Origin of the sequence: Pseudomonas sp. GW460-12-10-14-TSB1 (genome assembly GCF_017349775.1) — a bacterium.
In the GTDB taxonomy this organism is placed as follows: Bacteria; Pseudomonadota; Gammaproteobacteria; order Pseudomonadales; family Pseudomonadaceae; genus Aquipseudomonas; species Aquipseudomonas piscium.
In genome coordinates, this window is the sequence record NZ_JACNAC010000008.1 from 30,780 (window position 1) to 48,964 (window position 18,185).

Sequence of the window (18,185 nt, forward strand, 5' to 3'; positions counted from 1 at the left end):
TGTTCAAAAAATGATCAAAGCCTGCTGGAAAAGGCCTTTCTGGATAAGTCACGGATTTTCTTCAGGTTCTGCCAATGAATCCATTGGCTGAAAGCCGAGTTGCCCACATTTGCTGTGGGTGGAGATGTGGATAACTTGTTCGCGGAAGGCTGGGGGCCTTGTCGGCCATGGCCGGGAAGGGGGTAGATCAGATTTTGTACAGCGACTTCGTCCTGGTAGGAGCGAGGCTTGCTCGCGATGAACGATAACCCGGTGTGTCAGATGCACCGTGTCGCGTTCATCGCGGGCAAGCCTCGCTCCTACAGGTCTTGGATCAGCCGTGAACCGGCACGCCCTTGAGGTACGGAGCCGGTTCGGCGCCGAGGTTGCTCAGCATGCGCTCGCTGTACCAGTCCACGAAGTTGACCACGCCGAACTCATAGGTCTTGGAGTACGGGCCTGGCTGGTAGGCGGTGGAGTTGATGCCGCGCTGGTTCTCTTCGGCCAGGCGACGGTCCTGGTCGTTGGTGGCGTCCCACACCTGGCGCATGCGCTCGACGTCGTAGTCCACGCCTTCGACCGCGTCCTTGTGCACCAGCCACTTGGTGGTGACCATGGTTTCCTGGGCGCTGATCGGCCACACGGTGAACACGATGATGTGGTCGCCCATGCAGTGGTTCCACGAGTGCGGCAGGTGCAGGATGCGCATCGAGCCCAGGTCCGGGTTCTTGATCCGGCCCATCAGCTTGGCGCAGCCCTGCTTGCCGTCCATGGTCATGGACACGGTGCCCTTGAGCAGCGGCATGCGCACGATGCGGTTACGCAGGCCGAAGCTGGCGTGGGCGTAAGGGATCTTCTCGGCTTCCCAGGCGGCGGCGGAGGCGGCCACATGGTCCTTGAACGCCTGGTCAGCGCGCGGGTCGGTGACGTCGTCCCACTCCAGCAGGGTTTTCAGCAGCTCCGGGTGCGAACCGCCGCAGTGGTAGCACTCGCGGTTGTTTTCCAGCACCAGCTTCCAGTTGGCCTTTTCCATCAAGGTGGTCTGCACCGCCACCTTGGTGTTCTCCATGTCGTAGGGTTCCATGTAGTGCGTCAGGGTCGCCAGGAAGTCATCGATGGCCGGCGGGTTTTCCGCGAGGCTGATGAAGATGTAGCCACCGGCGGTCTTCACGTTCACCGGCTTGAGGCCGTACTGCTTCATGTCGAAGTCGGCGCCCATCTCGGTGCCGGCGAACAGCAGGCGACCGTCCAGCTCGTAGGTCCACTGGTGGTAGTGGCAGACCAGCTTGGCGACCTTGCCCTTGTCGCTGGTGCACAGGCGCGAGCCGCGGTGGCGGCAGACGTTGTGGAAGGCATGGACCACGCCGTCGGCGCCACGGATCACGATGATCGGGTTCTTGCCGATCTGCAGGGTGATGTAGTTGCCCTTGGTCGGGATCTCGCAGGTCATGCCGGCGATCAGCCATTCCTTCTGGAAGATCTCCTGCATGTCGATATCGAACAGGCGCTCGTCGCAGTAGAACGGCTGCGGCAGGGAGAAGGTCCGCTCGCGTTCTTGGAGCATTTGTGCGGTGGCCTTGCGTGCGGGTTCCAGCGGATCGCCCAGGCTCAGGGTTGCGGTGACGTCCATCGTTTTAGTCCTCATGGCCATCTGTGTGGCCGGCGAAAGTGTCTACGGTTGTTGCGACGCAAGGCTGGAAACCAGCTGTTATCAGTTGAGGCGAGTGTGGGGCCGACGCGGCCCAGAACCTTATCCATGGGCGACATGGCCCAATCTGTTCCCGACGCGCAAGCCCCGGTGGTTGGGGGCTGGTCGCGATAAGCATGTGAATGTCGCGGATAGGTAAATGGGCGTTCATGGGCCTGCGCACAATCGCCACATAAAGGCCGGCAGTCGGCCGTGGAGAACCAGCATGTCCAATAACTTCCTGAACCCGGTAACCACCCAGACCTGGGCCAATGGCCGACACATCGTCCGTTGCGTCAAAGTCATCCAGGAAACCTGGGACGTGCGCACCTTCTGCTTCATGGCCGACCAGCCGATCATGTTCTTCTTCAAGCCGGGGCAGTTCGTCACCCTGGAGCTGGAGATCGAAGGCCAGCCGATCATGCGTTCCTACACCATTTCCAGCTCGCCCTCGGTGCCGTACAGCTTCTCGGTGACCATCAAGCGCGTCCCTGGCGGCAAGGTGTCCAACTGGCTGCACGACACCCTGCACGAAGGCCAGGAGCTGGCGGTGCACGGGCCGGTGGGGCTGTTCAACGCTATCGACTTCCCCAGCCCGAAGATCCTCTACCTCAGCGGTGGCGTCGGCATCACCCCGGTGATGTCCATGGCGCGCTGGTTCTACGACACCAACGGCAATGTCGACATGGTGTTCATCCACAGCGCGCGCTCGCCGAAAGACATCATTTATCACCGCGAGCTGGAGCACATGGCGTCGCGGATCGACAACTTCAGCCTGCACCTGATCTGCGAGAAACACGGCCTGGGCGAGCCCTGGGCCGGTTATCGCGGCTACCTGAACCACAAGATGCTGGAGCTGATGGCACCGGACTTCCTCGAGCGGGAGGTGTTCTGCTGCGGCCCGACGCCTTACATGAACGCGGTCAAGCGCCTGCTTGAGGCCGCCGGCTTCGATATGTCGCGCTACCACGAGGAATCCTTCGGCGCGACGCCGGCGGAAGCCCGTGCCGATGCGGTGGAACAGGCCGAACAGGCCGCCGAGGCGCCGGAAGTCGACGCCGCCGACCTGCACCAGGTGGAGTTCACCGCGTCCGGCAAGAGCATCCGCGTGGCACCGGGCGAGACCGTCCACGCCGCGGCGGCCAAGCTTGGCCTGATGATCCCCAAGGCCTGCGGCATGGGCATCTGCGGCACCTGCAAGGTGCTCAAGCTAGGCGGCGAAGTGGAGATGGACCACAACGGCGGCATCACCGAGGAAGACGAAGCCGAAGGCTACATCCTGTCCTGCTGCAGCGTACCGAAGGGGGATGTGCGGGTCGAGTATTGAGTCCGGTTCGGCACCGGTTCATCGTTTATCGCGAGCAAGCTCGCTCCTGCAGGCCGGGTGAAAACCCTGCAGGAGCGAGCTTGTTTGCGTTGGGGGCGCTGCGTTTTTTCAATCGATAAACAGATCCGTCATCAGCGTTTCGCTGCTGTCGGGATCGAAGCGGTAATGGGTGAAGTCGCTCACTCCCTGTTCACGCAGTATTTCCTCGTCGATCAGCAGGCGCCCGGTGATGCGGCGCTGGCTGCTGGAGAGGATCGCGTGGGCCGCGTCGGCCATGATCGCAGGCGTGCGCGCATGCTTGAACGACTCGCGCGAACCCAGCTGGAACTCGATGGCGGCGGTGGCGATCATGGTCTGCGGCCACAGCGAGTTGACGCTGATGCCGTAGTTCCTGAATTCCTCGCTCATGCCCAGGGTCAGCATGCTCATGCCGTATTTGGTCACGGTGTAGGGGCTGTACTGGGCGAACCATTTGCTCGCCAGGTTCAGCGGCGGCGACAGGTTGAGGATGTGGCCGCCGCTGCTTTTCAGGTAGGGCAGGGCCGCCTGGCTGCACAGCAGCACGGCGCGGGTGTTGATCTGGTGCATCAGGTCGAAGCGCTTGAGCTCGATGTGCTGCACCCCGGTCAACTTGATCGCCCCGGCATTGTTGACCAGCGCATCGATGCCGCCGAACTGTTCGGCGGCCTTGGCCAGGGCCTGGCGCACCGCGTCTTCGTCACGCACGTCCACCTGCAGGGCCAGGGCCTTGCCGCCCATCGCCTCGACCTCGCGGGCCACGCTGAAGATGGTGCCGGGCAGCTTGGGATGGGGTTCGGCGCTTTTGGCTGCGATCACGATATTGGCCCCGTCCCGCGCCGCCCGCAGGGCGATTTCACGGCCGATGCCACGACTGGCGCCGGTGATGAACAGGGTCTTGCCTTGTAAGGACATGGATGCGCTCCTGATTATTGTCGTTATCCGAGCGGGTACAGCGGCTCGCCAGACAATCTAGTTCATGTCTGGCGGCGCGTGCGGATCAGGGGCGAAAAGCTGGTGCGGCGGGAATGGCCCCGGCCAGTTGACCGGGGCGCAGGGCAGGGTGGCGCTGGCGGGGGCGTTTCAGCCGGCCATGACCTGGCGAATGTCCGCGGCCAGTTCGCGCACCCGCGCTTCCTCGGTGTCCCACGAGCACATGAAACGCGCGCCGCCTTTACCGATGAAGGTGTAGAAGCGCCAGCCCTTGGCGGTCAGCGCGGCGATGGCCGGTTCCGAGAGTTGCAGGAACACGCCGTTGGCCTGCACCGGGAACATCAGCTCCACCCCTGGAATGTCCGCCACCAGCTCGGCCAGCAACTGTGCGCAATGGTTGGCGTGGCGGGCGTATTTGAGCCAGGCGTCGTTTTCCAGCAGGCCGACCCAGGGCGCGGACAGAAAACGCATCTTCGAGGCCAGCTGGCCGGCCTGTTTGCAGCGGTAGTCGAAGTCTTCGGCCAGCTTGTGGTTGAAGAACAGGATCGCCTCGCCCACCGCCATGCCGTTTTTCGTGCCGCCGAAGCACAGCACGTCGACCCCGGCTTTCCAGGTCAGGTCGGCGGGCGAGCAGCCGAGGAAGGCGCAGGCGTTGGAGAACCGCGCGCCGTCCATGTGCAGGTTCAGCCCCAGCTCCTTGCAGGTGGCGCTGATGGCGCGGATTTCGTCCGGAGTGTAGACGCTGCCGACTTCGGTGGCCTGGGTCAGGGTCACCACCCGTGGCTTGGGATAGTGGATGTCCTGGCGCTTGAGGGCGATGTCGCGGATCGAGTCCGGGGTCAGCTTGCCGTTCTCGGTACCGGCGATCAGCAGCTTGGAGCCGTTGGAGAAGAACTCCGGCGCGCCGCATTCGTCGGTTTCGACGTGGGCGGTTTCCGAGCAGATGACGCTGTGGTAACTCTGGCACAGCGACGACAGGGCCAGGGAGTTGGCGGCAGTGCCGTTGAAGGCGAAGAACACCTCGCAGTCGGTCTCGAACAGCTTGCGGAAATAATCGGCGGCGAGCGCGGTCCACTGGTCGTCGCCGTAGGCGCGTTCGTGGCCGCGATTGGCCTGTTCCATGGCCGTCCAGGCCTCGGGGCAGATGCCGGAATAGTTGTCGCTGGCGAATTGTTGGCTCTTGTCGGTCATGGCCGTCTTCCGTGCTAAGGGTCCGAGAGGGGAGTCCTTCGATAAAGGGCTCCGGATAAGGCGCTCCTGGGTAAGGAGCCCTTGGGTAAAACGTCCGCAACGAGGTCTGGGCCAGCAGGACAACGCAGGCCCCGCAGAAATCGGTGGAGCGCCACTTTACCCAAGATTGACGGGGGAGCACACGCTCTGTTTATGGATGAAAAATGCACAGGCCATGAGGATATATGCCAGACCCGATCCTGACTCCATTTGCCGCCCGGCGCGATGGCGCCCTGGACCTGCTCAAGTGGCTGGCGCTGCTTTGCATGGTGCTCGATCACCTGCGCTACGTCGGCTGGAGCTTCGATCTGCTGTATGTACCCGGGCGCCTGGCGTTTCCCTGGTTCTGCCTGGCGCTGGCGGCCAATGTGACGCGGGCCGGCGCGAGGGCGCGCGAGGGCGCGGGGCAATGGCGTTACCTGGGCTGGCTGCTGCTGTTCAGCCTGCTCAGCGAAGTGCCGTACCGGCTGTACATTCCCGACCCCGATACCCTGAATGTGTTGCCGACCCTGGCCCTGGGCCTGCTGGTGGCCCGTGCCTGGCAGCGACGCGGCGGCCTGGCGTTGTGGTTGGGGATTATCGCGGCCTTGCTGGGTGGGCTGTTCGACCGGTACCTGATGTTCGGTTTGTTTGGCGTATTGCTGCCGCTGGCGTTGTTGCTGGTGCTGCAGCGCCGCTGGTACTGGGCACTGCTGCCGGGACTGCTGTGCCTGGCGGCCAATCAGTGGGAAAACCTGCTGCCAGCGGCGCGCCAGGGCAACCAGGTGGCGGCCTGGGCCCTGGTCGCCTGCGTGCTGGCGCCGTGGCTGGGGCTGTCGATCCTGCGGCGCTTGCGCGGTGTTTCGCCGCCACCGATGCGGCGCTGGGCCTATCTCCTGTACCCCGGGCATTTCCTTCTGCTGCTGGCGCTGCGCAACCTGCTGGCCTGACGGCTGATCACCGATAGCGGGCCCGGCGCCACTGGTCGGTGGCGGGGTCTGGCGGTCGCGGGCAAGCCACCGATTTAGAGCCTTCGGCCTGTGGCGCCTGGAAGCATTTGTCTCTCTGCGCCAAGCCATGTCGTAAACGCACCTTTGCGTGGCGTCCATAGGCATTTGACCGGTCAGCGCCGGTCATACCATCGCATCCAAAGGGCACTACCGCAGGGTACGTGCCTCACCGAGACGAAAGGCGCACCGCCGCCGCTGGGAGAGACGCGATGTTCAGCAAGCAAGACCAAATCCAGGGTTATGACGATGCACTGCTGGCGGCCATGAATGCCGAGGAGCAACGTCAGGAAGATCACATCGAGCTGATCGCGTCGGAGAACTACACCAGCAAGCGCGTGATGCAAGCGCAAGGCAGCGGCCTGACCAACAAGTACGCCGAAGGTTATCCGGGTAAGCGCTACTACGGAGGCTGCGAGCACGTGGACAAGGTCGAGGCCCTGGCCATCGAGCGCGCCAAGCAACTGTTCGGCGCCGACTACGCCAACGTCCAGCCGCACTCCGGTTCCTCGGCCAACAGCGCCGTGTACCTGGCCCTGCTGCAAGCCGGCGACACCATCCTGGGCATGAGCCTGGCCCATGGCGGCCACCTGACCCACGGCGCCAAGGTGTCGTCCTCGGGCAAGCTGTACAACGCCGTGCAGTACGGCATCGACACCGACACCGGGCTGATCGACTACGACGAAGTCGAGCGCCTGGCCGTCGAGCACAAGCCGAAGATGATCGTTGCCGGTTTCTCGGCCTACTCCAAGACCCTCGACTTCCCACGCTTCCGCCAGATCGCGGATAAAGTCGGCGCGCTGTTGTTCGTCGACATGGCCCACGTTGCTGGCCTGGTGGCTGCCGGCCTGTACCCGAACCCGCTGCCTTACGCCGACGTGGTCACCACCACCACCCACAAGACCCTGCGCGGTCCGCGTGGCGGCCTGATCCTGGCCAAGGCCAACGAAGAAATCGAGAAGAAGCTCAACGCCGCGGTATTCCCTGGCGCCCAGGGCGGCCCGCTGATGCACGTGATCGCCGGCAAGGCTGTGTGCTTCAAGGAAGCGCTGGAACCTGGCTTCAAGGCTTACCAGCAGCAAGTGATCGACAACGCCCAGGCCATGGCCGGCGTATTTATCAAACGCGGCTACGATGTAGTGTCCGGCGGCACCGACAACCACCTGTTCCTGGTCAGCCTGATCCGTCAAGGCCTCACCGGCAAGGATGCGGACGCCGCCCTGGGTCGCGCCCACATCACCGTGAACAAGAACGCTGTCCCGAACGATCCACAGTCGCCGTTCGTGACCTCCGGCCTGCGTATCGGCACCCCGGCGGTGACCACCCGCGGCTTCAAGGTTACCCAGTGCGTGGAGCTGGCCGGCTGGATCTGCGACATCCTCGACCACCTCGGCGATGCCGATGTCGAGGCCAATGTCGCTCGTCAGGTATCGGCCCTGTGCGCGGACTTCCCGGTTTATCGCTGAGTGCGGTTTTGGAGTAAATGACTATGCAACGCTACTCGGGCTTCGGCCTCTTCAAGCACTCCCTCAGCCACCATGAAAACTGGCAGCGCATGTGGCGCACGCCAACCCCGAAAAAGGTCTACGACGTGGTCATCGTCGGCGGTGGCGGGCATGGCCTGGCGACCGCCTACTATCTGGCCAAGGAGCACGGCATCACCAACGTCGCCGTGGTCGAGAAAGGCTGGCTGGGCGGCGGTAACACCGCCCGCAACACCACCATCGTGCGTTCCAACTACCTGTGGGACGAGTCGGCGCACCTGTACGAACACGCGATGAAACTGTGGGAAGGCCTGTCCCAGGACCTCAACTACAACGTGATGTTCTCTCAGCGTGGCGTCTACAACCTGTGCCACACCCTGCAGGACATCCGCGATTCCGAGCGTCGGGTCAGCGCCAACCGCCTCAACGGCGTGGACGGCGAACTGCTCAACGCCAAGCAGGTGGCGGACGAGATTCCCTACCTGGACTGCTCCAAGAACACCCGCTACCCGGTGATGGGCGCTACCGTCCAGCGCCGTGGCGGCGTGGCCCGTCACGACGCCGTGGCCTGGGGCTTTGCCCGTGCCGCCGACGCCCTGGGCGTGGACCTGATCCAGCAGACCGAAGTGATCGGCTTCCGCAAGGAAAACGGTGTGTGCATCGGCGTGGAAACCAACAAGGGCTTCATCGGCGCCAAGCGCGTCGGCGTGGTCACCGCCGGTAACTCCGGGCACATGGCCAAGCTCGCGGGTTTCCGCCTGCCGATCGAATCGCACCCGCTGCAAGCGCTGGTGTCCGAGCCGATCAAGCCGATCATCGACAGCGTGATCATGTCCAACGCGGTGCACGGTTACATCAGCCAGTCCGACAAGGGCGACCTGGTGATCGGCGCCGGTATCGACGGCTGGGTCGGCTACGGCCAGCGCGGTTCGTACCCGGTGATCGAACACACCATCCAGGCCATCGTCGAGATGTTCCCGATCCTTTCGCGGGTGCGCATGAACCGCCAATGGGGCGGCATCGTCGACACCACCCCGGACGCTTGCCCGATCATCTCCAAGACTCCGGTGCCGAACATGTTCTTCAACTGCGGTTGGGGTACCGGCGGCTTCAAGGCCACCCCGGGTTCGGGCAACGTATTCGCCGCGAGCCTGGCCAAGGGTGAAATGCACCCGCTGGCCGCACCTTTCTCCATCGACCGTTTCCACAACGGTGCGCTGATCGACGAACACGGCGCTGCAGCTGTCGCCCACTAACAGGAGAAATCCCTATGTTGCACATCTTCTGTCCTCACTGCGGCGAACTGCGCTCCGAAGAGGAATTCCATTCGTCCGGCCAGGCGCATATCCCGCGTCCGCTGGATCCGAACAACTGCACCGACGAGGAGTGGGGCAACTACATGTTCTTCCGCGACAACCCTCGCGGTCTGCACCACGAGCTGTGGATCCACGCCGCCGGTTGCCGTCAGTACTTCAACGCCACCCGCGACACCCTGACCTACGAGATTCTCGAAACCTACAAGATCGGTACCAAGCCGCAATTCACCGACAAGACCGATAGCCCGAAAGCGGCCACGCAGGCTCTGGGAGAGAAGGTATGAGCCAGTCCAATCGCCTGTCCAACGGCGGACGCATCGACCGCAACAAAGTCCTCAGCTTCACCTTCAACGGCCAGACCTACAAAGGCTTCGAAGGCGACACCCTGGCCGCCGCCCTGCTGGCCAACGGCGTGGACATCATCGGTCGCAGCTTCAAGTATTCCCGGCCGCGCGGCATCTTCGCCGCCGGTGCCGAAGAGCCGAACGCGGTGCTGCAGATCGGCGCCACCGAAGCCACCCAGATCCCTAACGTGCGCGCTACCCAACAGGCGCTGTACCAGGGCCTGGTCGCCACCAGCACCAACGGCTGGCCGAGCGTCAACAACGACATGATGGGGATTCTCGGCAAGGTCGGCGGCAAGCTGATGCCGCCGGGCTTCTACTACAAAACCTTCATGTATCCGCAATCGTTCTGGATGACCTACGAGAAGTACATCCGCAAGGCCGCGGGCCTGGGTCGCTCGCCGACCGAGAACGATCCGGACACCTACGACTACATGAACCAGCACTGCGACGTGCTGATCGTCGGCGCCGGCCCTGCCGGCCTGGCCGCGGCCCTGGCTGCCGCGCGCAGCGGTGCGCGGGTGATCCTCGCCGACGAGCAGGAAGAATTCGGCGGCAGCCTGCTGGACAGCCGCGAAAGCCTGGACGGCAAGCCAGCGGCCGAGTGGGTCGCCACCGTGGTCGCCGAGCTGAAGTCGCTGCCGGACGTGACCCTGCTGCCACGGGCCACCGTGAACGGCTACCACGACCATAACTTCCTGACCATTCACGAGCGCCTGACCGACCACCTCGGCGATCGCGCGCCGATCGGCCAGGTACGCCAGCGCATCCACCGGGTGCGTGCCAAGCGCGTGGTGCTGGCCACCGGCGCCTGCGAGCGTCCGCTGGTCTACGGCAACAACGACGTGCCGGGCAACATGCTGGCCGGCGCGGTCTCGGTCTACGTGCGCCGCTACGGCGTGGCACCGGGCAAGAAGCTGGTGCTGAGCACCAACAACGACCACGCCTACCGTGTGGCCCTGGACTGGCTCGACGCCAGCCTGCAAGTGGTGGCCATCGCCGATGCCCGTCACAACCCACGTGGCGCGCTGGTGGAAGAAGCCCGTGCCAAGGGCATTCGCATCCTCACTTCCAGTGCGGTGATCGAAGCCCGTGGCAGCAAACATGTGACCGGCGCCCGCGTCGCGGCGATCGACGTCAAGGCGCACAAAGTCACCAGCCCGGGCGAGTGGCTGGACTGCGACCTGATTGCCAGCTCCGGCGGCTACAGCCCGGTGGTGCACCTGGCGTCGCACCTGGGCGGCAAGCCGATCTGGCGTGAAGACATCCTCGGTTTCGTACCGGGCGAAGCACCGCAGAAACGCGTGTGTGTTGGTGGCATCAATGGGGTCTACAGCCTCGGCGATTCCCTGGCCGACGGTTTCGAAGGTGGCGTGCGTGCCGCCAGCGAAGCGGGCTTCAAGGCCGTGGAAGCGGTACTGCCCAAGGCCCTGAGCCGTCTCGAAGAGTCGACCCTGGCGCTGTTCCAGGTGCCCCATGAAAAAGGCACCGCGCGGGCACCCAAGCAGTTCGTCGACCTGCAGAACGACGTCACCGCCGCCGCCATCGAACTGGCGACCCGCGAGGGCTTCGAGTCGGTCGAGCACGTCAAGCGCTACACCGCGCTGGGCTTCGGTACCGATCAGGGCAAGCTCGGCAACGTCAACGGCCTGGCCATCGCGGCTCGTTCGCTGAACGTGAGCATCCCGCAGATGGGCACCACCATGTTCCGTCCGAACTACACGCCGGTGACTTTCGGCGCGGTGGCCGGTCGTCACTGCGGGCACATCTTCGAGCCGGTGCGCTTCACCGCGCTGCATTCGTGGCACGTGAAGAATGGTGCTGAGTTCGAGGACGTCGGCCAGTGGAAGCGCCCTTGGTACTTCCCGAAGAACGGCGAAGACCTGCACGCCGCGGTCAAGCGCGAGTGCAAGGCGGTGCGTGACAGCGTCGGCCTGCTCGACGCCTCGACCCTGGGCAAGATCGATATCCAGGGCCCGGACGCCCGTGAGTTCCTCAACCGCATCTACACCAACGCCTGGACCAAGCTCGACGTGGGCAAGGCGCGCTACGGCCTGATGTGCAAGGAAGATGGCATGGTCTTCGACGACGGCGTGACCGCCTGCGTCGGCGAGAACCACTTCATCATGACCACCACCACCGGTGGCGCCGCGCGCGTCCTGCAATGGCTGGAGATCTATCAGCAGACCGAATGGCCGGACCTCAAGGTGTACTTCACCTCGGTTACCGACCACTGGGCGACCATGACCCTGTCCGGGCCGAACAGCCGCAAGCTGCTCAGCGAAGTCACCGACATCGACCTGGACAAGGACGGCTTCCCGTTCATGACCTGGAAAGAAGGCCTGGTGGGCGGCGTGCCGGCGCGGGTGTTCCGTATCTCCTTCACCGGCGAGCTGTCGTACGAAGTCAACGTCCAGGCCGACTACGCCATGGGCGTGCTGGAGCAGATCGTCGAGGCCGGCAAGAAGTACAACCTGACCCCGTACGGCACCGAAACCATGCACGTATTGCGGGCCGAGAAGGGCTTCATCATCGTTGGCCAGGACACTGACGGCTCGATGACTCCGGACGACCTGAACATGGGCTGGTGCGTCGGTCGCACCAAACCCTTCTCGTGGATCGGCTGGCGTGGCATGAACCGCGAAGACTGCGTGCGCGACCAGCGCAAGCAACTGGTGGGCCTGAAGCCGATCGACCCGAACCAGTGGCTGCCGGAAGGCGCGCAACTGGTGTTCAACACCAAGCAGGCGATCCCGATGAGCATGGTCGGTCACGTGACCTCCAGCTATGCCCACAACTCCCTGGGTTATTCGTTTGCCATGGGTGTGGTCAAGGGCGGCCTGAAGCGGATGGGCGAGCGGGTATTCGCGCCATTGGCCGACGGTACGGTGATCGAGGCGGAAATCGTTTCTTCGGTGTTCTTCGATCCGAAAGGCGATCGCCAGAACGTTTAACCCTACAACCTTGTAGGAGCGAGGCTCGCTCGCGATAGGCATCACGCGGAGCCTCAGACAGACCGCGATGTATTCATCGCGGGCAAGCTCCGCTCCTACGGGTGTGATGCAAGAATTTGAAGACAGGTGCTCTATGACCGCAGTCAACGTTTACCAACAGCGCCCGACCACTGGCGCCAAAGCCGAGTCGTCGCTGCACCATGCCGACCTCGCCAGCCTGGTGGGCAAGGGCCGCAAGAACGCAGGCGTGACCCTGCGCGAGAAGAAACTCCTCGGCCACCTGACCATCCGCGGCGATGGCCATGACCCGGCCTTCGCTTCCGGCGTGCACAAGGCCCTGGGCCTGGAACTGCCGGTGGCCCTGACCGTGGTTGCCAAGGGCGAAACCAGCCTGCAGTGGATGGGGCCGGACGAGTGGTTGCTGGTGGTGCCGAGCGGTGAAGAATTCGCCGCCGAGAAAAAACTGCGCGAAGCGCTGGGCGACCTGCATATCCAGATCGTCAACGTCAGCGGCGGCCAGCAGATTCTCGAGCTGTCCGGCCCGAACGTGCGCCAAGTGCTGATGAAGTCCACCAGCTACGACGTGCACCCCAACAACTTCCCGGTGGGCAAGGCCGTCGGCACCGTGTTCGCCAAGTCGCAACTGGTGATCCGCCGCATGGGCGAAGACACCTGGGAACTGGTGATCCGCCGCAGCTTCTCCGATTACTGGTGGTTGTGGCTGCAGGATGCCGCCGCCGAATACGGCCTCAGCGTTCAGGCCTGAGACCTTCGCGGGCCAGCCCGCTCCTGACGGAGATCCACCGCAGGAGCGAGGCTGGTTCGCGATCAACCGCACAACGGTTGCCCATTACGAACAGGAGTCACCCCGCATGAGCCGCGCACCCGATACCTGGATTCTGACTGCCGACTGCCCCAGCGTGCTCGGCACGGTGGACGCGGTGACCCGCTTTCTGTTCGAGCAGGGCTGCTACGTCACTGAGCACCACTCCTTCGATGACCGGCTTTCGGCGCGTTTCTTCATTCGCGTGGAGTTCCGCCAGCCCGAGAATTTCAACGAGCAGGGCCTGCGCGACGGCCTGGCCGAACGCGCCCGGGCTTTCGACATGAACGTCGAACTGACCCCACCGCAGCATCGGCCGAAAGTGGTGATCATGGTCTCCAAGGCCGATCACTGCCTCAACGACCTGCTCTACCGCCAGCGCATCGGCCAACTGGCGATGGACGTGGTGGCAGTGGTGTCCAACCACCCGGACCTCAAGCCCCTGGCCGACTGGCACCAGATCCCGTACTACCACTTCCCCCTGGACCCCAATGACAAACCGTCCCAGGAGCGTCAGGTGTGGCAGGTGATCGAGGAATCCGGCGCCGAACTGGTGATCCTTGCGCGCTACATGCAAGTGCTGTCGCCGGAGCTGTGCCGCAAGCTCGATGGCAAGGCGATCAACATCCACCACTCCCTGCTGCCCGGTTTCAAGGGCGCCAAGCCTTATCACCAGGCCTACAACAAGGGCGTGAAACTGGTGGGTGCCACCGCGCACTACATCAACAACGACCTGGACGAAGGTCCGATCATCGCCCAGGGCGTGGAAGTGGTGGACCACAGTCACTACCCCGAGGACCTGATTGCCAAGGGGCGCGATATCGAGGGCCTGACCCTGGCGCGGGCCGTGGGTTATCACATCGAACGGCGGGTGTTCTTGAACGCCAACAGGACGGTGGTGCTTTAACACAGGCCGCTTTGCGGCCATCGCGGGCAAGCCTCGCTCCTACAGACGCACGCATTCCTCTGTAGGAGCGAGCTTGCTCGCGAAACGATTTTGAAGACGAAACAGCATCTGTACCCGAGCACTCTACGCGCTGCCTTTTTCCGGCAGCGCGGTTTCATAAAAACAACAGCGAGGTGAAAGCATGTCTGGTAATCGTGGTGTCGTGTATCTCGGCAATGGCAAGGTCGAAGTACAGAAAATCGACTATCCAAAAATGCAGGACCCGCGCGGCAGGAAGATTGAGCACGGCGTCATCCTGCGCGTGGTATCCACCAATATCTGCGGCTCGGACCAGCACATGGTGCGTGGCCGTACCACCGCCCAGGTCGGCCTGGTCCTGGGTCACGAAATCACCGGCGAGGTGGTGGAGAAGGGCAGCGACGTCGAGAACCTGAAGCTCGGCGACCTGGTCTCGGTACCGTTCAACGTGGCTTGCGGGCGCTGCCGTTCCTGCAAGGAGCAACACACCGGCGTCTGCCTGACCGTCAACCCGGCTCGCGCCGGCGGTGCCTACGGCTACGTCGACATGGGCGACTGGACCGGCGGCCAGGCCGAATACGTGCTGGTGCCTTACGCCGACTTCAACCTGCTGAAACTGCCGGACCGCGACAAGGCCATGGAGAAGATCCGCGACCTGACCTGCCTGTCCGACATCCTGCCGACCGGCTACCACGGCGCCGTTACCGCCGGCGTCGGCCCGGGCAGCACCGTGTATGTCGCCGGTGCCGGCCCGGTAGGCCTGGCTGCTGCTGCGTCCGCCCGTCTGCTGGGCGCGGCGGTGGTGATCGTTGGCGACGTCAACCCGGTGCGCCTGGCCCACGCCAAGGCCCAGGGTTTCGAGATCGCCGACCTGTCCAAGGACACCCCGCTGCACGAACAGATCGCCGCCTTGCTGGGTGAGCCGGAAGTGGATTGCGCGGTCGACGCGGTGGGCTTCGAGGCCCGCGGTCACGGCCATTCAGGGGCCCAGCACGAAGCGCCGGCCACGGTGCTCAACTCGCTGATGGGCGTGGTGCGGGTCGCCGGCAAGATCGGTATTCCCGGCCTCTACGTCACCGAAGACCCGGGCGCGGTGGATGCCGCGGCCAAGATGGGCAGCCTGAGCATCCGCTTCGGCCTCGGCTGGGCCAAGTCCCACAGCTTCCACACCGGCCAGACCCCGGTGATGAAGTACAACCGCCAACTGATGCAGGCCATCATGTGGGACCGCATCAACATCGCCGAAGTGGTCGGCGTGCAGGTCATCAGCCTGGATGACGCCCCGCGTGGTTACGGCGAATTCGACGCCGGCGTGCCGAAGAAATTCGTCATCGACCCGCACAAGCTGTTCAGCGCGGCCTAAGGCTTCAGCGCAGTAAAAAGGGCGGCCCTCGGGTCGCCCTTTTTTATGGCTGACTCGAGCAAAGCCCGACTGTGCTTCCTGTAGCCGCTGCCTGCGATAAGGCCGGCAGGCCTTGGTTCCCGATTTTTAGCCAAACCCCTGCACCCTTCAGATCGCTACGACCGTTCCGCTCGATCGCAGCCCGCGGCAGCGGCTACAGATATTGACGTTTGAATAACGGTTGCCCGTCCGCGAGGTTCCGGGTATATCCGGGCCAGCTAAATATGGATACGCCGGTGCGGAACATTGATCCGGTTTTCCCGGTCAAATCCGCAGTTTTCCCGCCGTTGTCACGATGTATTTCTGGTTCAAGAGGTTGTCTCGATGAAAATTTCCCGCAGTGTTGCACTGGCTACGTTGCTGACCCTGGGTGCCAGCCCGGTTTTTGCCGCAGGCTTCAGCCTGAGCGATGCCGCCAATGCGGTGTCCAGCATGCAGGGTGGCGACAAGGCTACCGCTGCCGCTCCAACCTCGCAGACCGCCAATCTGCTCAGCGCACTTTCGCAACTGGATGTCACGCCGGAGCAGGCTATCGGCGGTACCGGCGCGATGCTGGGCCTGGCGAAGAACCAACTGAGCAGCACCGACTACTCGCAGTTGAGCAAAAGCGTTCCGGGGCTGGACAAGCTCTCGGGCGGCAATGCGCTGGGCAGCCTGGGCGCCTTGAGCGGCCTGCTCGGGCAGAGCGGTGGCAGCAAGACCGCCGGTCTGGAGAGCGCGCTGGGTAACGTGCAGAACACCAATGACCTGAACAGCGCGTTCAGCGCCCTGGGCATGGACAGTGGCATGATCGGCCAGTTCGCCCCGGTGCTCCTGCAGTTCCTGGGTCAGCAGGGCGTGGGCGGTTCGCTGCTCAACAGCCTGGGCGGGATCTGGGGCGTCGGCAGCGGCAGTTGATCAACGGCGCTCGGCGCGCAAGGCGTCGATGCGCTGGTCTTTCTCGGTCCAGAGCTGGTTGACCCAGTTCTGGACGGTCTGGCGAAACGCCGGATCGTTTTCGTAATCCCCCTGCCACAACGCCGGATCCAGTTCACGGGTCTGGATATCGACGATCACCCGCGGCACGTTGCCGCTGATCAGGTCCCAGAAACCGGGAATCTTCTGCTGCGGATAGACCACCGTCACATCGAGGATGGCGTCGAGCTGTTCGCCCATGGCCGCCAGCACGAACGCCACGCCGCCGGCTTTCGGTTTGAGCAGCTGCTTGAAGGGGGATTGCTGCTGCTCGCGCTTGGCCGGTGTGAAACGGGTGCCTTCCAGGTAGTTGACCACGGTGACCGGCTGGCGCTTGAACAGCTCGCAGGCGGCCTTGGTGATTTCCAGGTCCTTGCCTTGCAGCTCCGGGTTCTTGGCCAGGAAGGCCTTGCTGTAGCGCTTCATGAAGGGGTAATCCAGGGCCCACCAGGCGAGGCCGAGGAAGGGTACCCAGATCAGCTCTTTCTTCAGGAAGAACTTGAAGAAGGGGGTACGGCGATTGAGGGTCTGGATCAGCGCCGGGATGTCGACCCAGGACTGGTGGTTGCTGATCACCAGGTACGAGGTGTCGACCCGCAGCTCGTCACCGCCGCGGATGTCCCACTGGGTGGGGATGCACAGGGCGAAGATCAGCTTGTCGATTTCGGCCCAGGTTTCGGCAATCCACATCACCGCCTTCGACGCGTGGTCGCGCAGGCGCCCTGGCAGGACCAGCTTGAGCAGGGCGAACACCATCAGCGGCCCGAACAGGACCAGGGTATTGAGCAACAGCAGCAGGGTGACGAAACAGCCGGTGAGCAGGCGGCGCATAAGGAACTCTTGAAAGCCTTTGGGCGCGCCATGATAAGCAGCTTCGCCGGGCAGGCCAAATCCTGATGTGCTGACGAATGTTTCACTTCTATGGAGGTATGGTGCACTCAACCGAACAGACCGCAGCTGCGCATAGCCCCGTACGGTAGGAGCGAGGCTTGCCCGCGATGCAGACGCCGCGTGCTGTCTGAGCGGACGCCATCGCGGGCAAGTCGGATCGCCGCCCGCCCGCTCGCTCCTACAGATGCATGACCAACAAACGATAGCGAACCAATTGCCCGGCCAGGGTCTAAAATCCTGCTGCCCACTTTCCAAGGAACCTGCTCACGTGAAATCCGTCCTTGCACTCCTGTCCCTGCTGGCGCTGCCGGTCATGGCCGCCGAGCCGACCCTCTACGGGCGCTACGAATACATTCAACTGCCGGAAATCGGCGAAACCCTCAAGGCCAAGATGGACACCGGCGCCCTGACCGCCTCGCTGTCGGCCAAGGACATCGAGACCTTCACCCGCGATGGCGAGGAGTGGGTGCGCTTCCGCCTGGCGACCAAGGATGCCGACGGCAAGGTCTACGAACACAAGGTGGCGCGGATCAGCAAGATCAAGAACCGCGCCGATGAAGACGAAGACAAGGAAGAGGCCCAGGTGGCCAAGCGTCCGGTGGTCGACCTGGAAATGTGCCTGGGCAACGTCAAGCGCACCGTCGAGGTCAACCTGACCGACCGCAGCAGTTTCAACTACCCGCTGCTGATCGGCGCCAAGGCCCTGCGTGAGTTCGGCGCGGCGGTGAACCCGGCCCGGCGTTATACCGCCGACAAGCCTGACTGCTGATCAGACCCTGTGAAAGCTACTGCGCTCAGCAAGACTGCGTTGAAAACAGGCTCGGAATGCTCATGTAGGCTCCTACACTCCGCTTCCTCGCCTGTTTTCGCCTTGTCTTGCTTTCGCTCGCTACGCTTTCACAAGGTCTGATTGACTGTGCATGAGGCATCCG

At 63.5% G+C, this 18,185-nt stretch carries 15 protein-coding genes; 11 read left to right on the top strand and 4 right to left on the bottom strand.

The features are described 5' to 3' along the window. Positions 1-313 precede the first annotated feature (313 nt). Positions 314-1,609, bottom strand: coding sequence for a glycine-betaine demethylase subunit GbcA (gene gbcA, locus J4D52_RS07635; protein WP_025807283.1), 1,296 nt, complete (start codon positions 1,607-1,609; stop codon positions 314-316). A 283-nt stretch (positions 1,610-1,892) separates the two neighbouring features. Here gbcA and gbcB point away from each other — a divergent pair, with 283 nt between their 5' ends. Next, positions 1,893-2,993, top strand: coding sequence for a glycine-betaine demethylase subunit GbcB (gene gbcB, locus J4D52_RS07640; RefSeq protein WP_025807284.1), 1,101 nt, complete (start codon positions 1,893-1,895; stop codon positions 2,991-2,993). A 108-nt stretch (positions 2,994-3,101) separates the two neighbouring features. Here gbcB and J4D52_RS07645 read toward each other — a convergent pair whose 3' ends face one another. Then, on the bottom strand, positions 3,102-3,926 hold the full coding sequence (locus J4D52_RS07645; RefSeq protein ID WP_063433247.1) for an NAD(P)-dependent oxidoreductase: 825 nt from the start codon (positions 3,924-3,926) through the stop codon (positions 3,102-3,104). Between the two features lie 168 nt (positions 3,927-4,094). Further along, positions 4,095-5,135, bottom strand: a complete 1,041-nt coding sequence (locus J4D52_RS07650; protein ID WP_025807287.1) for a low specificity L-threonine aldolase — start codon at positions 5,133-5,135, stop codon at positions 4,095-4,097. Positions 5,136-5,359: 224 nt separating this feature from the next. Between J4D52_RS07650 and J4D52_RS07655 the strand changes: the two genes are divergently transcribed. From J4D52_RS07655 to J4D52_RS07695, 9 genes are all read left to right on the top strand, one after another. After that, the gene (locus tag J4D52_RS07655; RefSeq protein ID WP_063433246.1) at positions 5,360-6,103 is read left to right on the top strand and encodes a TraX family protein; all 744 of its coding nucleotides are present in this window, start codon (positions 5,360-5,362) and stop codon (positions 6,101-6,103) included. Positions 6,104-6,372: 269 nt separating this feature from the next. Next, positions 6,373-7,626: a serine hydroxymethyltransferase gene (locus J4D52_RS07660; RefSeq protein WP_063433245.1), complete on the top strand. Its 1,254-nt coding sequence runs from the start codon at positions 6,373-6,375 to the stop codon at positions 7,624-7,626. A gap of 23 nt (positions 7,627-7,649) precedes the next feature. Then, positions 7,650-8,900, top strand: a complete 1,251-nt coding sequence (locus J4D52_RS07665) for a sarcosine oxidase subunit beta family protein (protein WP_009051223.1) — start codon at positions 7,650-7,652, stop codon at positions 8,898-8,900. Positions 8,901-8,914: 14 nt separating this feature from the next. Next, positions 8,915-9,244 carry a sarcosine oxidase subunit delta gene (locus tag J4D52_RS07670; protein WP_053281201.1) on the top strand — a complete coding sequence of 110 codons (330 nt, stop codon included), beginning with the start codon at positions 8,915-8,917 and terminating at the stop codon, positions 9,242-9,244. After that, entirely contained in the window at positions 9,241-12,258 is a 3,018-nt protein-coding gene (locus tag J4D52_RS07675) for a sarcosine oxidase subunit alpha (protein WP_025807290.1), read from the top strand. Before J4D52_RS07670 ends, J4D52_RS07675 begins: the two co-directional genes overlap by 4 nt. Positions 12,259-12,391: 133 nt before the next feature. Then, on the top strand, positions 12,392-13,024 hold the full coding sequence (locus J4D52_RS07680) for a sarcosine oxidase subunit gamma (RefSeq protein ID WP_063433244.1): 633 nt from the start codon (positions 12,392-12,394) through the stop codon (positions 13,022-13,024). 106 nt (positions 13,025-13,130) lie between these two features. Next, positions 13,131-13,988 (top strand): formyltetrahydrofolate deformylase, encoded by an 858-nt coding sequence (purU, locus tag J4D52_RS07685; protein ID WP_063433243.1) that lies wholly within the window; start codon positions 13,131-13,133, stop codon positions 13,986-13,988. A gap of 181 nt (positions 13,989-14,169) precedes the next feature. Then, positions 14,170-15,369, top strand: a complete 1,200-nt coding sequence (gene fdhA, locus J4D52_RS07690) for a formaldehyde dehydrogenase, glutathione-independent (protein ID WP_063433242.1) — start codon at positions 14,170-14,172, stop codon at positions 15,367-15,369. 363 nt (positions 15,370-15,732) lie between these two features. Continuing rightward, positions 15,733-16,305, top strand: coding sequence for a DUF2780 domain-containing protein (locus J4D52_RS07695; protein ID WP_025807292.1), 573 nt, complete (start codon positions 15,733-15,735; stop codon positions 16,303-16,305). Here J4D52_RS07695 and J4D52_RS07700 read toward each other — a convergent pair whose 3' ends face one another. After that, positions 16,306-17,193, bottom strand: a complete 888-nt coding sequence (locus J4D52_RS07700) for an acyltransferase (RefSeq protein WP_025807293.1) — start codon at positions 17,191-17,193, stop codon at positions 16,306-16,308. A gap of 328 nt (positions 17,194-17,521) precedes the next feature. On the opposite strand from J4D52_RS07700, the gene J4D52_RS07705 reads away from it, so the two are divergent. Beyond that, entirely contained in the window at positions 17,522-18,022 is a 501-nt protein-coding gene (locus J4D52_RS07705; protein WP_007926027.1) for an ATP-dependent zinc protease, read from the top strand. Positions 18,023-18,185 lie beyond the last annotated feature (163 nt).

Coding starts and splice junctions, on each gene's coding strand:
- gbcA (WP_025807283.1), bottom strand. CDS start 1,609: ATGGACGTCACCGCAACCCTGAGCCTGGGCGATCCGCTGGAACCCGCA.
- gbcB (WP_025807284.1), top strand. CDS start 1,893: ATGTCCAATAACTTCCTGAACCCGGTAACCACCCAGACCTGGGCCAAT.
- J4D52_RS07645 (WP_063433247.1), bottom strand. CDS start 3,926: ATGTCCTTACAAGGCAAGACCCTGTTCATCACCGGCGCCAGTCGTGGC.
- J4D52_RS07650 (WP_025807287.1), bottom strand. CDS start 5,135: ATGACCGACAAGAGCCAACAATTCGCCAGCGACAACTATTCCGGCATC.
- J4D52_RS07655 (WP_063433246.1), top strand. CDS start 5,360: ATGCCAGACCCGATCCTGACTCCATTTGCCGCCCGGCGCGATGGCGCC.
- J4D52_RS07660 (WP_063433245.1), top strand. CDS start 6,373: ATGTTCAGCAAGCAAGACCAAATCCAGGGTTATGACGATGCACTGCTG.
- J4D52_RS07665 (WP_009051223.1), top strand. CDS start 7,650: ATGCAACGCTACTCGGGCTTCGGCCTCTTCAAGCACTCCCTCAGCCAC.
- J4D52_RS07670 (WP_053281201.1), top strand. CDS start 8,915: ATGTTGCACATCTTCTGTCCTCACTGCGGCGAACTGCGCTCCGAAGAG.
- J4D52_RS07675 (WP_025807290.1), top strand. CDS start 9,241: ATGAGCCAGTCCAATCGCCTGTCCAACGGCGGACGCATCGACCGCAAC.
- J4D52_RS07680 (WP_063433244.1), top strand. CDS start 12,392: ATGACCGCAGTCAACGTTTACCAACAGCGCCCGACCACTGGCGCCAAA.
- purU (WP_063433243.1), top strand. CDS start 13,131: ATGAGCCGCGCACCCGATACCTGGATTCTGACTGCCGACTGCCCCAGC.
- fdhA (WP_063433242.1), top strand. CDS start 14,170: ATGTCTGGTAATCGTGGTGTCGTGTATCTCGGCAATGGCAAGGTCGAA.
- J4D52_RS07695 (WP_025807292.1), top strand. CDS start 15,733: ATGAAAATTTCCCGCAGTGTTGCACTGGCTACGTTGCTGACCCTGGGT.
- J4D52_RS07700 (WP_025807293.1), bottom strand. CDS start 17,193: ATGCGCCGCCTGCTCACCGGCTGTTTCGTCACCCTGCTGCTGTTGCTC.